This window comes from Arthrobacter sp. 05N428_2 (assembly GCF_056397065.1).
Map to the genome: position 1 here is coordinate 143350 of NZ_JBFTMR010000009.1, position 15550 is coordinate 158899.

Here is a 15550-nt window from a genome sequence, read left to right on the forward strand (position 1 = left end):
ACCTTCTCCGTTTCGCTTGGGCATTTTCACAACTCACCCGTTGAAATCGGGGTGCCTGCTGAGCGCAACGAGGGCGCGTGCGGCTTCCGCCGGCACGGTGAGGTCGAGGCCGATCACCTCGTGCAGGCTGTGGAGGCGGTTCACCACCGTGTTCCGGTGGCAGAAGAGTTCCTCCGCCGTCTCCTTGATCGATCCGGTCCGTCCGTAGCTGCGCGCCACCTGCAGCAGCCGCTGGCGTTCCAGCGGCGTGCACCGGTCCAGAGCCTGCTTTATCGGGGCGGAGAACCCGGGGAACTTCAGCTCCAGTAGGCCGCCGGCGATGCCCATCCATGCCTCCTCCATGGTCGCCAGCCCGGTGCCTCGGCGCTTCTGCTGCGCGAGCACCAGGGCAGACGCGGCCGCGGCGCGGACGGCGGCCAGGCCCTCGACGTCGGGGACGTACCCGGCCGGGAAGCCCGGCCCCTCGTCCTGCCAGGTCCGTCCCTTGCGCTGCTGACGGAAGAGATAGAGGGCCCCGGTGTTCTCGTACACGTAAGTACGGTGGTCGGACTCAAACTGCCGCTGGGCCACGCTCACGGCATCCAAGGTGACCGCCAGGACCTCGAAGGTCCCGGCGGCCTGGACCCCGAGGGCTGCGGCCAGCTCCTGCGCCTCGCCGGAGCCGCCGAGGTCCGCGTTGAACAGCCGGGAAAGCAAGCGCTGACGGTACAGCTGCTTGTTGCGGGCCAGCCGGGCTTCTTCCTCCGCATAAGCCTGCTGGATGCTGCTCACATAGCCTTCGACGGCGTCGAGCACCCGGTCCATGTTGGCCACCAGGACGCCAATCCCCTTATCCCGCGCGACGCGTTCCAGCCCCCTCCAAAGGACGCGGAAGTCGTTGCGGATGGCCTCAAGGAACGCGTCCAGGGGGACGCCTTGGCGGGCCCGGCGGGCAGCCACCTCCCGGGGCAGGGCCTGAAGGTCTTGGGGAAGTTCAAGCCCGGCCATCTGAAACAGGAACATGTCCATGGTGTCCGCGGCGGTCCGGTAGACGTCGTCCTTTGGCACCAGTGCTTCGCCATAGGAAATGGTGGCAAAGCGCTCCAGGAAGTCGTTCACCAGCAGGGAGCGGTCCTTCCACAGGCTCTCCAGCAGCTCGACCCACTCCGGCTCCGTGGGGCGGCCCGGCCGGAACTCCCGGGGTGGCGGCTCGGGGGTAGGTGCCGTGTTGCCGGCTGGTGCTGTCATGCCGCCATTTTATGCAAATGCCTAAGCAGCGCTGCTAAAGCGGCGTTCTATGTCCATTGAGGCCAGCAATGTTACAGCGTTGAATGGACTCGAGCCCGACTTACAGACCCGGCCCGGAACCTCCTTGGACCCGGGAGCCACAGCAAAGAGGATTAATGCCCGTCGACCTGCTGATTCGCAACGCCCACATACTGACGCAGGATCCCTCCCGCCCCACTGCGACGAGCCTGCTCATCCACGACGGCCGTATATTCGGCGTGGATCCGGACGACGATCTCGCCCGCCATGCCGTCCGGACCATCGACGCCGCGGGAACCACCATCGTCCCCGGATTCAACGACGTCCATGCGCACAGCGTGTGGTTCGGTCTCGGGCTGATGGAGGCCAATGTTGGGGCAGCGGCAAGCCTGGACGAGGTGTACGGCATCATCGCCGCGGCCGCCGAAGGTACTGCTCCAGGCGAATGGGTGGTGGCGTCCGGCTACAGCCCGCTGCTGCTCGACGGCCAGCAGCCGGACCGCGACCGCCTGGATGCAGCGGCCGGGGGGCGTCCGGTGTGGATCAAGCACTCCTCGGGTCACGCCTGCACGCTCAACGGGGTGGCACTGGAGCTCGTCGCTGCCCGGGGCGACCTCACCGCACCAATCGACGGCGGGGCCGTCGTCGTTGCCGACAACGGTGAACCCACGGGGCTGCTGGAGGAAAACGCCATGCGGCTGGTGCAGGACATCCTGCTGCCATATCCGCTGGAGACGATAGAGCGCGCACTGGATCTGGCGACGTCACACTACCTCTCCGAGGGAATCACCAGCGTCACCGATGCCGGCATCGCCGGCGGCTGGATCGGCTACTCGCCGCGCGAATTCGCGGCCTACCAGAACGCCCGCGACAAAGGACTGCTCAGCGTTCGGATGCAGCCCATGCTGGTGATGGACGCCCTCCACGATGTCCCGGGCCATGCCGACGACCCGGCCGCCCGGGGCCTCGACGCAGGAATCCGCTCGGGGCTGGGGGACGACTGGCTGCGCCTGGGCCCGGTCAAGATCTTCAGCGACGGATCGCTGCTGGGCAGCACGGCCTACATGACCGAAGACTATGTCGGCTGCACCCATAACCACGGGTACCTGCAAATGGACGCGGACCAGCTGCGCGAATCGGCGCTTGGCGCCTACCGGGCGGGCTGGGCGATTGCGATGCACGCCATCGGTGACCGCGCCATCGACCATGCGATCGACATCATCACCGAGGCGCAGGAGAACTACGGTTCCAACGCCCAGCCGAACCGGATCGAACACGGCGGTGTGGTCCGTCCCGAACAGCTGGACCGGATCGCCGACGCCGGAATCGTGCTGGTCCCGCAGCCGCACTTTATTACCGAGTTCGGCGATGGCATGGCCCGCCTGCTGGGCCCGAAGCGCACCTCCTGGTCCTACCCGGCCAGGAGCCTGCTGGAACGGGGCATCACGCTGCCGGGAAGCTCGGACCGTCCCGTCTCCAACGGCAGGCCGCTGGACGTCATGCAGTCCTTCGTCGAGCGGCTGACTCCTTCCGGCGAGGTCTACGGCCCGGACGAAAGGATCACGGCAGCCGAGGCCCTGGCCGCCTACACCACCGGCTCGGCCGCCGCCACGGGAACCGGCCATACGAGAGGGCGCCTGGCCCCGGGGTACCTGGCGGACCTGGTGTTCCTCGACCAGGACCCGACCGCCGTCGACCCCTCCCACATTGCGGCCACCCAGGTGCTGGCCACCATGGTGGGCGGGCAGATCCGTTTCGGCTCGGACAATCTACCAACGCCGGTCCGCGTCACGGACCTGGCGGCAGCACTGACAGGGGAGGAAACCCTATGAGCACCACCCACGACCAGTTCCTCGCGGATTTCGCCACGATGTCAGGCTTCGGCGCCACGCCCGGCGGAGGCGTGGACCGGCAGGCGGGCACACCGGCCGACCACGCCACCCGGGCCTGGTTCAGCCAGTGGCTAGCCGAGCACGGCTACACCGAAACAGTGGATGAGGCAGGCAACCAGTTCGGCGCCGTCGAACTGGTCCAGGGCGCCCCTTACGTGCTGGTCGGCTCGCACCTGGACTCACAGCCCCTGGCCGGCCGGTACGACGGGGCCTACGGCGTGCTCGCGGCGGCGCACGCGGGTGCCCGCGTCGCGGCGGAGGCCAAGGCCGGGAACCTGGAGCCCGCCTACAACCTGGCCGTCGTGAACTGGTTCAACGAGGAGGGCAGCCGCTTCGCGCCCAGCATGATGGGAAGCGGGGTCTTCACCGGGAAGCTGCAGCTGGAAGACGCGCTGGCCACTGACGATCCTGCCGGCACGACCGTAGCCCAGGCCCTGGCCGCAGGGCACCGCGCCCCGGACGGGAACGCCCCAGTCCTCGCCCAGGTTGCCCGCTACGCCGAGATCCACATCGAGCAGGGCCGGAACCTGGAGGAGAGCGGTACCCAGGTGGGGATCGTGGACCGGACCTGGGCCGCCAGCAAGTACCGGGTCACGGTGGACGGAGCGCAGTCGCACACCGGCGCAACCCGGATGGAGGACCGCCGGGACGCCCTCTTCGGAGCCGCGCTGGTCATCGCCGCCGCGCGTGAACTGGCCGCGGAATTCGAGCCCGGGCTGCTGCATACATCGGTCTCCGAACTGTATGTCCTGCCAAACTCGCCAGTCACCATCGCCCGGCAGGTGCTGATGAACCTGGACCTGCGCTCCCCGGACGAGTCCGTTCTGGCCCTTGCCATGGAACGGCTGGCCAAGAGGATTATCGACGCCGAGGCAGACTCCCGCACGGAAATCCGGCTGGACCTGACGCATAACTGGGGCGTGGTGTCCTACCAGCCCAAGGGAGCGGCGCTAGGCAGGGCCAGCGCAGAGAGCTTGGGCTACACCCACACGGACGTGATGACGGTCGCCGGGCACGATTCGACCAACATGAAGGACGTGGTGCCGACCGTGATGCTCTTCGTTCCCAGCGTGGAGGGCATCTCGCACAACGAGGCGGAGTACACCCGCGACGACGACGCGTTGCGCGGCGTCGAACTGCTCACCGACGTGACGCGGAGCCTCGTCCGCGGCGAGCTGGAAGAGGAGTAACGGCGCGACGGGGGGACGGCGGACTACCTAGGGGAGCGGCTGGCGAGCACCGACGTTCAGGTCACCGTCCGACGCCACGTAGTCCCGACGTCGTCCCTCCAGCCGTGCCTGCTTCCCGGGCGAAGGTATACGAGCCCCTTTCGCACGGTTGCAGCCAGCGCAGGCGGCGACAAAGTTCTGTAGGTTCGTTGAGCCGCCCTTGGACCAGGGGTAGAAGTGGTCACCATGCTCGGCGGGTCGTGCGCAGCGCCGCCGGAATCCTGCTTCCAGCTCGCACCGGCCGCCGGCCCGCGCCATGCCCTCCTTGCGCTGCTGGCGGCTGAAGCGCCGGACCGGATCCCGACGTCGGACATCGCGGGCGTGGACAACGGCGGCAACGATGCCCAAACCAACGATGAAGAGCCCCGGAAGCGCGGCCGCGGCCAGGGCCCTGCCGTAAAGGCTGTTCAAGACCCCGGCGGCAGCAGCTACGCCCGGGCCACCCCCGGTGCTTCCCGTCTGCATGAACGCCAGGAGGAGCGAGACGGCCATCCACACGATCACAGCCGAGTAAGCGAGGCGCAGAGCCTGCCGGCTCCAGTAGATGCGTTTCAGTTCCATCATCGGTCCATTCCCCCAAATGAGCTCCAGCCGGCAGCGCCGCTGCGATGCCAATGGAACAGATCGTACCGTCCTGAGTCAGCAACGTCCGGAGTTAGTCGAAGCGTGCAGCCGCCCTCATAGTGCAGGGTCCGTCGTCCCTATCTATGCCAGCACCCCGGTGGGAGGATGAGCGGGCTGGACCAAGGCACACGGTACGTCTCAGTAAATTCGTCGTATCCACAGAATGGAAAGGACCATCATGAAGGCAGCACGTTTCCACGGCCGCAAGGACATCCGGATCGAGGACATCCCGGAGCCGGAGCTCCGGGCCGGGGCGGTGAAGATCGATGTCGCGTGGTGCGGGATTTGCGGCACGGACCTGCACGAATATCTGGAGGGCCCCATTTTCTGCCCCGCTCCGGGGCATCCGCACCCGCTGTCCCACGAGGAGTCACCGGTGACCCTGGGGCACGAGTTCTCCGGGACCGTCTCCGAGGTCGGCGAAGGCGTGGAAGGGATCGCGGTGGGCGACAACGTCGTCGTCGAACCCTATTTTGTCGACGGCGACTGCGACATGTGCCAGGCGGGCAGCTACCACCTGTGCCGGCAGATGGGCTTCATCGGGCTCTCCGGCGGCGGAGGCGGGCTCAGCGAAAAGATCGTGGTGGACCAGCGCTGGGTGCACCCCATCGGCGACATCCCCCTGGACGAGGCGGCCCTGATCGAGCCGCTGTCCGTGGCGCACCACGCGGTGGCGCGGAGCGGCGCCAAGGCCGGCGACGTGGCCCTGGTGGGCGGGTCCGGCCCGATCGGGCTGCTGACCGCGGCCGTCCTCAAGGGCATGGGTGTGACCACGATCATCAGCGAACTGACCCAGGCGCGGAAGGAAAAGGCCGTGTCCAGCGGGGTGGCGGACCATGTGCTGGACCCCAGCCAGGAGAACGTCCCGGCCCGGGTGCTGGAACTCACCGGCGGTACCGGCGCCGACGTCGCCTTCGAATGCGCTGGCGTGAACGCGGTGCTGGACACCATGCTCGACGCCGTCCGGCCCGGGGGAGTAGTGGTCAACGTGTCCATCTGGGGCGCGCCCGCCACCGTGGACATGCAGAAGCTGGTGCTCAAGGAGATCGACCTGCGCGGCACCATCGCCTACGTCCGGGACCATCCCGCGGTCATCAAGATGGTGCAGGAGGGCAAGGTGGACCTCAAGCCGTTCATCACCGGCAGGATCGCACTGGACGACCTCGTGGAGCAGGGCTTCGACACCCTCATCAACCACAAGGACACGGCCGTGAAGGTGCTGGTGCACCCGTAGGGGCTTGAAATACGCGGTGTCACCGCCCGGCGATGCGCCCCGCCACGAATTCCGCGTCGTCGCCCACCACGGACAGCGTGGCGGACAGGTGCTTCGTAAGCCAGGGGAGGCCCACGGCGTAGAGGCCCGGGACCTCGGTGACGCCGCGGCTGTGCCGCGGGTAGTTCCAGTCGTCGAGCACCGGCACATCGAGGAAGCTGAAGTCCAGGCCGTAGCCGGTGCACCAGATGATCGAGGTGACACCCTCGGCAGCCAGGCTGAGCCGCGCCCCCGATTCGGAAGGCAGCCAGTCGTCCGCCGGCGCGGGTTCCGCCGGCGGTGCGTCGAGGCCGGCTGCGGCGATGTAGGCGTCGGCCATCCGCCCCAGCCGCGCACCGAAGCCCGCCTCCACCAGGGCGAGGCGTGCGGGGAGGTCGTCGCTGAAGACGAGGGCGCCGTCGTCCGTTCCCTCAAAGCGGCCGTGCAGGCGGACGCCCCGGCGGCCGAGGTCCCGCAGGTGGATGCTGTGGCCGCCGCCGTTGCCGGAGATCAGCGGGTTGCACATGAAGCGTGCGGCCGGCGAGGGCAGCTGGTCCGCCTGGAGGCCGTTGATGCCGAACGCGGGGCCGTGGAGGTTGAGCTGCAGGATCCAGTAGAAAACGTCCTGGCCGCGGTACCGCCGCGGAGCCTCGGGGCAGCTCGCGACGGCAAGGTGGACCTCCCGGCCGGCCTCGAGCAGGTCCTCCGTGATCTGGCCGCCGGACTGCCCGGTGCCCACCACCAGCACCGCGCCGGCGGGAAGCTGCTGCGCGTTGCGGTAGTCGTGGCTGTGCAACTCGCGGATGTGTCGGGGGAGATTGGCGGCCGACGCCGGAATCCGCGGACGCTGGAAGGCGCCGTTCGCGAGGACGACGTTCCGTGCGAGCCAGCGGCCCTGGTTCGTGTCCACCGTGAAGTAGCCGTCGACGACGCCGACCCGGGTCACCTCCGTGCCGAGCCGGACCGGCGCCTTGATCCGCGCGGCGTAGTCACGGAACAGTCCGATCACCTCGTCGCGGGGGAGGAAGGCGTCCGTCTCGGGACCGTCGTAGCTCAACTCCGGCAGCAGGAACCCAAAGTTCGGGGTGTTCAGGTAGAACGAATCCCAGCGGTCCTGCCAGGCGCCGCCCAGTTCCGGCCGCCGTTCCAGCACCTGATGTTCGATGCCGTGCCGGCCCAGCCAGCAGCTGGTCGCCAGGCCGGCCTGCCCTGCACCGATCACGAGGGTGTCGACTTCCTGGACTGGTCCTGCGCCGGGGGAGGGCATGGCTACTTCTTCGGAGCCTTGGGGGCCTTGGGCGCCTTCGGCGGCAGCCCGGCTACATGCTCGAACGCCTTTTCCACCCAGGCCCTGGCGCGCGCCTCTTCGCCGTCGCCCTCGCCGTTCCAGATCTCCGGCAGCCCGGTGTAGCCGCCCATGGGGCGCTCGGCCGGGCCGAACGGAACGGTCCGCTCGGTGCTTTCGAGCGTCGCCTGGTCCGCCTCGGAGAGCTTCACGCCGATGGTGGGGCCGAACAGCCCGGCGAACATGTTGCCGTTCACGAACGCCCCGAGGTTTCCGAACATCGGCTTGATGGCCACCTCCGGGAGGTCGGGCATGATCGAGCGGAAGTGCTCCTTGTCGGCGTCGGACGCTTTAGGCATTTCCATGAGTACCTCCGGTACGCTGCGGGCCACGAACGGGCTTTCCTGCAGGATATGCCTGCTGCTGGGCGGGGTACAGACGGCCCCGCTAGGACGCTCGGGAACCGTCCGCCGCCCGGGGAGAGGGAAGCGTCTGTAAGGATGGACCCATGAATCAGAGCATCCGCCAATACCAAGAATCGGTCACGGTCAACGCATCAGCCGACACGCTCTACGACCTAGTCTCAGACATCACCCGCACCGGTGAGTGGAGCCCCGTGTGTAAGTCATGTTGGTGGGACGACGCGGAGAGCGCCGGCGACGTCGGTGCCTGGTTCACCGGCCGTAATGAGCTCCCGCAGCGGTCCTGGGAGACCCGGTCGCAGGTGGTGGCTGCCGAGCGCGGCCGCGAGTTCGCCTGGGTGGTGGGCGGCAAGTATGTCCGCTGGGGCTTCGCCCTCTCCCCGGCCGACTCCGGAACCGTCCTCAGCGAATCCTGGGAATTCCTGCCCGAGGGGATCGCCATGTTCAGGGAGAAATTCGGGGATAAGGCTGACGCCCAAATCGCCGACCGCACCCAGCAGGCGCTGGACGGCATCCCAAGGACGCTCGCCGCGATCAAGCGGATCGCCGAGAGCAGCGCTGCAGAAGAAAGAGCCAGGTCCTAAGACCGGAGCTGCTCCAACACTGCACGGCGGGGCGGACGACGTCGAGCGCGGCGGCCGCCGCCTGCGCGTGACTGGGCGCAGACGGGGCGTAGCCCGCCCAGAATGTAACGAACTGGTAACATGGAGTTGATGCCGACTCAGTCTAGACAAACCCGAGTGACCCAGTTGGATGGCCTGCGCGGGATCGCCGCCCTCGTGGTGGTCGCCTGCCATGTGCTCTCCACCCTGCCGACCATCGGACGGGCGGTGTTCAACGACCGGTCCGAGGCGCTCAGCAGCGAAGAGGCGTGGGTCGTGTTCTCCCCGCTGCATCTGCTCTGGAACGGCACCCCGGCGGTCCACGTCTTCTTTGTGCTTTCCGGCTTCGTCCTGGTCCTGCCGTTCACCCGGGCGGGAGCGGCCGCTCGCTGGGCACCTTACTACGCCAAACGACTGCTCCGCCTCTACCTGCCAGCCTGGGCGGCCCTGGCCCTGGCGGTTGCGCTGATTGCGCTGATTCCGCGCACGGCGTCGCCGTTGCAGAGCTCCTGGGCGGACATGTACGTGATCCACCCGAGCGTGGGGCAGGTGGCCAAGGACGGCCTGCTCCTGCTGAACGCGAGCACCATCAACACCCCGCTGTGGTCGCTGAAATGGGAAGTGATGTTCTCCCTCCTGCTCCCCGTCTACGTGTTGATCGCGCTCCGCTGGCGGCGCCTCTGGCTCGTGAAGCTCGGCGTTGCCCTGCTGCTGGCTGTGGTGGGCGCGGTGCAGCACGTGGACTGGCTGACGTACCTGCCGATCTTCGCCATCGGAGCGGTCCTGGGCGTGGAGCGTACCCGGATCCGCGACCTGACCCGGTCCTGGCCGCGCCCGGTCTGGGTGCCGGTGGCCGCCGCCGGGCTCTTGCTGGCCAACGCGGAATGGTTCAGCCGCGAGCGGCCGATCCTCGGAGTTGAGGCGCTCGTGACTGTGGGTGCGACCCTGATCGTCCTCGTGTTCCTGTTGTGCGGTTCGGCCAAGAAGCTCGGCGACACGGCCGGGGCGCAGTGGCTGGGCCGCGTCTCCTTCAGCCTCTACCTGGTGCACCTGCCGATCATCCTGGCCGGCGTCACCCTCCTGCGGTCGGTCTCGCTGCCTCTGGCGCTCGCCGTCTCCGTCGGGGCCTCCTTCGTGGCCGCTGAGCTGTTCCACCGCTACGTGGAACGGCCCTCCCAGCGGCTCTCGATCGCCGTCGGACGCGCTGTGGAACGCGCTGTGGATCGCGGGGTCCGGCGGGACGTTGCCATGGCGGAGCCGGCCGCTGCGCCGGTGGCTCAGCCCATCCGGGAGTTGGCGGACGCGGGGTCGGGGCAGCGGTAAGGGGCGAGGTTGCGGGCAGGCGCCCGGAACCTGCAGCGCCCGCGCCGTCGCTTACCCGGTTGCTCCGCTGACCCGCGGACTAGGATCGCGGGTATGGGGACAGCAGAGGACTTCTTCGACGGGCCGCCCACCGGATTGCCGGTGCCGATGCCGAGCGGCGTGGCGCTGTACCGGGAAGCGGCCGGCCCTCCGGCGGCGGTCCGGCACGTCGGCGGCTACGCTCCGTTTGTGGATTTCTGCGCCGGCAGCGGAGAACGCCCCGACGAGCTGGCCTCGGATCCCGCCAGGCTCATCCGGTTCCTCCGCACATCCGGCGCCGACCTCGACCACGACGGCGGCCTCCGCGCAGCGGCAGCCATCTTCTTGGGGAACGCCCTGGTCCGGCTGAGGCCCGACGCGCACTGGACCACCTATGAGGGCGCCCCGGCGCGCGTGGGAAACCGCGAGACGGGCTTCGAGGTCGACCGCCTGCTCAAGGCGTTGGACAGTGCCGACGACGACGCCGTCCGTGGGCTCCTGTCCAAGCTGGCCGACTGGGCCACGGACGAACCGGACGATTCACCGGCCGTACGGCCCGTCCCGGTACCTCCGCCGCCGGGTGCGCCCCGCTACGTCCGGCCGCCCCTGCCGGCGTCGACCTACTACTCCGCCTCGGGGGAGTCCTTCCGCTACGGGCGGCGCTGGGGTGCCGACGGTCCCGACCCGGACACCTACGGCGTCGACAGCCACCCCGAGCGTTTCGCGGGGCTGCACGACGTCGCCCGCGCCCTGATCGAGCACCTGGCCGCCGTCTACGACGTCGACGTCGACGAGGATCCGGCCCACGCGGGCGAGCTGCTGCGGGAGGCTTCGGACGTGAGGGGAGCGGTGCGGGTCACGCCGCGGAGTTCGGGGGCGGCGCCTCTGACGTTTGTGTGGACCGGGTATCCCGGCATCATGGTGCACGCCGGGGTGCTGCACGACTTCCCGTTTCCGGTCTGCGGCTGCGATGCGTGCGACGAAACGGCCGAGACCGCCGCGGACCGGCTGGAGCGGCTGGCGCTCGCGGTCGCCGCAGGCGGGTACAGCGAACGCTACCCGGTGGGCCGCCGCCGGTGGAGCGAGTACGCGGTCACCGCCGTCGACGGCTCCGGCTTCGAAAGCGGGCAGGGCGAACCCGGCCCGGTGGACCCTTCCCGCCTCGAGGCGGCGGAGCGCCGGCTGCGGCAGGTGGCCGGCGGCTGGGCTGCGTGGCCGCCGCGGCATTGACGTCGGGCGCCAAACGGGCGGTGCCGGTCGGCCGTCGTCGGCCGTCTCCCAGCCCGGTGGTAATCTTCTCCGGAAATCTCCTGTACTGTTGATCCTGTTGTTGTGTTTATGCAGTTCGTAGTTCAGGCAGTACGCGCGGTCGAAAGTCCGCGTTCTTCTGAAGCAGCGGTTTTGAGCACCCCAAACAGGAGGACCCGAAAGTCGGGACAGTTCCTCCACCTTCACGAAGGACAAAAATAATGGCTACTGGTACCGTCAAATGGTTTAACGCTGAAAAGGGCTTCGGCTTCATTTCCCCCGATGACTCCTCACAGGACGTCTTCGCACACTACTCCGCGATCGCCTCTTCCGGCTTCCGCTCCCTCGAAGAGAACCAGAAGGTTTCCTTCGAAACCGAGCAGGGCCCCAAGGGTCCCCAGGCCGTAAACATCCAGTCGCTCTAATTCTTTAGAGCTGCGGGACCGTTAGGTTTCGAGCAGGGCCCGTCTTCGGACGGGCCCTGCTTTTGTTTAACCCGGGTGTGCCAGTCCGCGCCCAAGTAACTCGCAATTGTTGTCGTTTTGAGCCTTCAAAACGGCACCTACTGCGAGTCAGTTGGGGTGGCGCGCCCTCTTGACGGCGCTCACTCTAGACACCCCACACGCGCGGGAGCATCCTGTTGGTGTCCGCGTTGGCCAGCCCACCGGACCCAAGGATCGGCGAGGGAAGCTGGGATCGGATCATGAGCGAATCACCAGAGGCGAGGCAGCGGCTGTCCACCCTGATTGACGACAAACGGCAGGCCATCCGCGCCTACCTGGCCCGCGAACGACCCCGCCGGAACCGGCTCTCCAACGTCAGCATCGTGGGCAGCGCCCTGGCCGCCGTGCTCACCGCCGGGCCCGCGGTGGGCGGCACCAAGTTCACCGAGGCCCTGGGCCGCATCTTCGCGCTCGGTGACGACTCGATCGTGTGGCGGGTGCTGTGCCTGTTCGCCGTGATCCTCTCGGTCGCCGCGGCCCTGTCGACCAACTTCGCCACCTCCCGCTCCGTCGCGGACCGGGTCAGCGCCGCGGAGACCTGCAACGCCCAGCTCGAGGGCCTCGCCGTCTCGCTGGATATCGGGCACATCGACATCGACGAGGCGGTGAAGCTCTACCAGCAGTACGCGGGCCAGGTCGCCTTCGTGGACACCGCCGCGGCGCGGTAATCGGGAGCGCTCAGCCTGAGAACGACGTCGACGTCGGTCGGCCCAGCCCGCCCGCCGAGCCGGTCCGCGAACGCGGTCCCCCGAACCCTGGAAGGAGGCAACCTGCCACGCGCGTTCCGTACGTGTCGGCGAACCGGAGCCTCCCGGCGTCGTTATGGTCCCGCTAGCTTTTCCGGCGCGACCCCGCACAGGCGAGCCGGCCCCTCACGGACATCCCGGGAAGGACCGGCTGGTTTGTTAGCGGTGGTGACCGCGACGCCGTCCGGCGGTTACGGCGTCGGCATGCCGCCGTTCACGTTGAGCGTCTCGCCGATGACGTAGCTGGACTCGGCCGAGGCGAGGAACACGTAGGCCGGCGCCAGTTCGGCCGGCTGCCCGGCACGGCCCAGCGGCGTCTCCTTGCCGAACTCCGGCAGGTCCTCGGTGAGTTGGCCCCCGGTGGGCTGCAACGGCGTCCAGATAGGGCCGGGCGCCACCGCGTTGACCCGGATGCCTTTGGGCGCGAGTTGCTGGGCCAGGCCCTTGGTGAAGTTGTTGATCGCGCCCTTGGTGGAGGCGTAGTCCACCAGCGTCTTTGACGGACTGTACGCCTGGATGGAGGTGGTGTTGATGATGGTCGATCCGGCGGGCAGATGCGGGAGGACCTCCTTGGTGAGCCAGAACATGGGGTACACGTTGGTCTTGTACGTGTGGTCGAACTGGACGTCGTCGATGTCGCCGAGCGACTCCTGCGCCACCTGCTTACCGGCGTTGTTCACCAGGATGTCGAGGCCGCCGAGTTCCCGCACGGCGGTCTCCACGAGGTCCCGGCATACCGCGGAATCCTTCAGATCGCCCGGAACCTTGACCGCCTTCCGGCCGGCCTTCTCGATCAACGCCGCGATCCGGCTGGCGTCCTCTTCCTCCTCCGGCAGGTAGGACATCACGACGTCGGCGCCCTCGCGGGCGAACGCGATCGCCGTTGCGGCGCCGATGCCGGAGTCCGCGCCGGTGACGAGCGCCTTGCGGCCCTCCAGCCGGCCAGTGCCGCGGTAGCTGTCCTCGCCGAGGTCAGCCTTGGGCGTCATCGCGGCGTCCAGACCGGGTTCCGGCTGGCTCTGCTCGAGCGGTTCGATCTGCGGGTACGCCGTAACGGGGTTCCTGAACGTGTACTGGTCAGTCATAGTTCTCCTCAGATGGTTCGTTCGAATGGATGCCAACACGCTAAGCATGCTTAGTATTAGCCTAGCCACGGTGGGGGACTGTGTGCAACGGGTGCGCCGGACTCCCCGTTTCCGGAGTCCTCTTGACACAATGGCCAGCATGCAGCCCCCGGACCCGAACCCTGCGCCCGTTCCCGCCGTCGACCTCCGGATCAGCATCCAGGGCAGCGAGCCGGAGATCTGGCGCCGGTTACTGCTCCCTGAAACGGCCACCGTCCCGCAGTTCCACGAAGCCATCCAGCGAGCCTTCGGCTGGCAGGACCGCCACCTCTACGGCATCCGCTGCGTCGACCGGCACGGGACGCCCCGCATTATCGTCGGCCCCGACGAAGCGGTGGAGGACTCCGGCGCGGAGCCGGCATCCGGCGTCGTGCTGTTCGAACTGCTGGACGCTGCCGGTCCGGCGCCTGAGCTGTTCGAGTATGAATACGACTTCGGCGATTCCTGGACTCACACGGTGGAGCTGGTGGGGCCAGCCTGGGTTCCTGAGGGGACGATCAGCTGTCTGGAGGGCGCCAACCGCGGGCCGGTGGAGGACTCCGGCGGCCCGGACGGCTATCGGAACCTGGCCAATGTGCTGGCGAACCGGCGGCACCCGGAGTTCCACGACGCAGCCACCTGGTTTGAGCAGGTCACCGGCGAACGCGCCTCGGCGTTCGACGCCGGTGCCTTCGACCGCGACGCCGTCAACCGGGACCTCCGGCGGCTCAGCCTGCAGCTGTGGCCGCAGCCGGTCACCGCCGCCGAGCGGAACGCGGTGCTGCGTCCGATCCTCTGGTTCCTGGAAAATGCCGCGGGGGAGGGGCTGGAGCTGACGAAGGACGGGTATCTGAAGCCGGCCATGGTCCGCCGCACACTCGAAGAGCTCGGCTGGCACGACGAGATCATGGGCAAGGGCAACCGCGAAATCAACGCCATGGACGTGCTCAACCTCCGCCTGCGCCTGCTGGACTGGAAACTGCTGCGCAAGCGCAACGGCAGGCTGCTGCTTGGCGCCATGGGAAAGCGCGGGCTGGCCGAGCCCGACGCGCTCTGGGACTACATGGTGGACATCATCGCTTCCCCGCAGCACGACGCCGTCAAGCTCATGACTAGGCTCTCTGCCCACTGGCTGGTCCAGGGATTCGCGCCTTCATACTCCTTGCGCGACGAGGTCACCATCGCCGCGCTGGAGGCGTCGGGCTTTGTCAACCGGTCCGGGGCGCCGATCCCGGAGGAGTGGGTGTGGGACCTTGACCGCAAGGTGCGCGAGTCGATGGACTGCCTGCAACTCACGGACGCCGGCCCGCGGTTCCGGACTCGGAAGGCGGAGCCGACCGACGGCGGCCTGAAGTTCCTGCTCGAGATCCAGGCGCGACTGGGGGACAGGTAGGCGGGCGGGGCGGGCCCTCCCGGGCTGCGCCTTCCGGGCGCTGGCCGTTCGGCCGGCCCCGTGAATGTGACCCACTCCATAGAAGTCCGACGCTGGCCGACTCGCCTTCTGCGGGCGGCCTTGGTAACTGGTTTCCTTGTGTTTTCGGGGTTTTTGGTGGGTGGGGGTATCGGTGGGGGTCGATTTGTCGGGGTCGGGTTTGGTGTGTAAAGTAGTTCGAGTCGCCGCCGCTGAAGCGGAAAGATAGCGACCGACCCCCTTGATAAACGGCCTGGAAAACGGCGCATTTTGGTGCGCTGAAGACCGGGTGGGGGCCTGTTCCTGGACCGGGTGATCGCGGAAACGCTGATTTGCCTGGGGGTCTGGATTCGGGTAAGTTTGAAAAGTTGCTCCGGAGCGATCCGCGACTGTGAAGTTGTGGTGGTGCCGGGTGTGTCTGTTGTTTGAGAACTCAATAGTGTGCCAAGTTTGTTGATACCAATTTATTGTATTGAATTGGTTGAATTTGCCGGAYCCGCCACCCCGTGGTGTGGTCTGGTGTTTTTGGCTGGTTTCAAATTTTGTGCATTGTGTGGTTCCCGTTTTCCCGGGGGCGCATGGTGTGTCTGTTTTTCTTCAACGGAGAGTTTGATCCTGGCTCAGGATGAACGCTGGCGGCGTGCTTA

14 protein-coding genes are annotated in these 15550 nt (G+C 67.8%); 9 read left to right on the plus strand and 5 right to left on the minus strand.

The annotated features are described in order from the left end of the window. Positions 1-33 precede the first annotated feature (33 nt). Positions 34-1227, minus strand: a complete 1194-nt coding sequence (locus AC1DGI_RS12140) for a helix-turn-helix domain-containing protein (protein ID WP_476899018.1) — start codon at positions 1225-1227, stop codon at positions 34-36. Positions 1228-1382: 155 nt separating this feature from the next. Here AC1DGI_RS12140 and AC1DGI_RS12145 point away from each other — a divergent pair, with 155 nt between their 5' ends. Further along, positions 1383-3077, plus strand: a complete 1695-nt coding sequence (locus tag AC1DGI_RS12145; RefSeq protein WP_476899019.1) for an amidohydrolase — start codon at positions 1383-1385, stop codon at positions 3075-3077. Next, complete coding sequence (locus AC1DGI_RS12150) at positions 3074-4327, plus strand: M20 family metallo-hydrolase (protein ID WP_476899020.1); 1254 nt, start codon at positions 3074-3076, stop codon at positions 4325-4327. The genes AC1DGI_RS12145 and AC1DGI_RS12150 overlap by 4 nt, the downstream gene beginning before the upstream one ends. Positions 4328-4354: 27 nt before the next feature. Here AC1DGI_RS12150 and AC1DGI_RS12155 read toward each other — a convergent pair whose 3' ends face one another. Next, entirely contained in the window at positions 4355-4930 is a 576-nt protein-coding gene (locus AC1DGI_RS12155; RefSeq protein ID WP_476899021.1) for an HNH endonuclease, read from the minus strand. A 238-nt stretch (positions 4931-5168) separates the two neighbouring features. Between AC1DGI_RS12155 and AC1DGI_RS12160 the strand changes: the two genes are divergently transcribed. After that, positions 5169-6224: a 2,3-butanediol dehydrogenase gene (locus tag AC1DGI_RS12160; RefSeq protein WP_476899022.1), complete on the plus strand. Its 1056-nt coding sequence runs from the start codon at positions 5169-5171 to the stop codon at positions 6222-6224. Positions 6225-6243: 19 nt separating this feature from the next. On the opposite strand, the gene AC1DGI_RS12165 is transcribed toward AC1DGI_RS12160, so the two are convergent. Further along, positions 6244-7509: a flavin-containing monooxygenase gene (locus AC1DGI_RS12165; RefSeq protein WP_476899023.1), complete on the minus strand. Its 1266-nt coding sequence runs from the start codon at positions 7507-7509 to the stop codon at positions 6244-6246. Between the two features lie 2 nt (positions 7510-7511). Then, positions 7512-7892, minus strand: coding sequence for a TfoX/Sxy family protein (locus AC1DGI_RS12170; RefSeq protein ID WP_476899033.1), 381 nt, complete (start codon positions 7890-7892; stop codon positions 7512-7514). Between the two features lie 143 nt (positions 7893-8035). Between AC1DGI_RS12170 and AC1DGI_RS12175 the strand changes: the two genes are divergently transcribed. The 5 genes from AC1DGI_RS12175 to AC1DGI_RS12195 all read left to right on the plus strand — a co-directional run bounded on the left by AC1DGI_RS12175 (position 8036) and on the right by AC1DGI_RS12195 (position 12311). Further along, a complete protein-coding gene (locus AC1DGI_RS12175) occupies positions 8036-8533 on the plus strand; it encodes an SRPBCC family protein (protein WP_476899024.1) in 498 nt (165 codons plus the stop codon). A gap of 156 nt (positions 8534-8689) precedes the next feature. Next, positions 8690-9874 (plus strand): acyltransferase family protein, encoded by a 1185-nt coding sequence (locus AC1DGI_RS12180; RefSeq protein ID WP_476899025.1) that lies wholly within the window; start codon positions 8690-8692, stop codon positions 9872-9874. Positions 9875-9967: 93 nt separating this feature from the next. Continuing rightward, positions 9968-11122, plus strand: a complete 1155-nt coding sequence (locus tag AC1DGI_RS12185) for a DUF6226 family protein (RefSeq protein WP_476899026.1) — start codon at positions 9968-9970, stop codon at positions 11120-11122. A 239-nt stretch (positions 11123-11361) separates the two neighbouring features. After that, entirely contained in the window at positions 11362-11565 is a 204-nt protein-coding gene (locus tag AC1DGI_RS12190; RefSeq protein ID WP_066274236.1) for a cold-shock protein, read from the plus strand. A 278-nt stretch (positions 11566-11843) separates the two neighbouring features. Then, positions 11844-12311 carry a hypothetical protein gene (locus AC1DGI_RS12195; protein WP_476899027.1) on the plus strand — a complete coding sequence of 156 codons (468 nt, stop codon included), beginning with the start codon at positions 11844-11846 and terminating at the stop codon, positions 12309-12311. Positions 12312-12580: 269 nt separating this feature from the next. Here AC1DGI_RS12195 and AC1DGI_RS12200 read toward each other — a convergent pair whose 3' ends face one another. Continuing rightward, a complete protein-coding gene (locus AC1DGI_RS12200) occupies positions 12581-13474 on the minus strand; it encodes a glucose 1-dehydrogenase (RefSeq protein WP_476899028.1) in 894 nt (297 codons plus the stop codon). A gap of 139 nt (positions 13475-13613) precedes the next feature. On the opposite strand from AC1DGI_RS12200, the gene AC1DGI_RS12205 reads away from it, so the two are divergent. Beyond that, on the plus strand, positions 13614-14885 hold the full coding sequence (locus AC1DGI_RS12205) for a plasmid pRiA4b ORF-3 family protein (RefSeq protein WP_476899029.1): 1272 nt from the start codon (positions 13614-13616) through the stop codon (positions 14883-14885). The last annotated feature ends 665 nt before the right edge of the window (positions 14886-15550 follow it).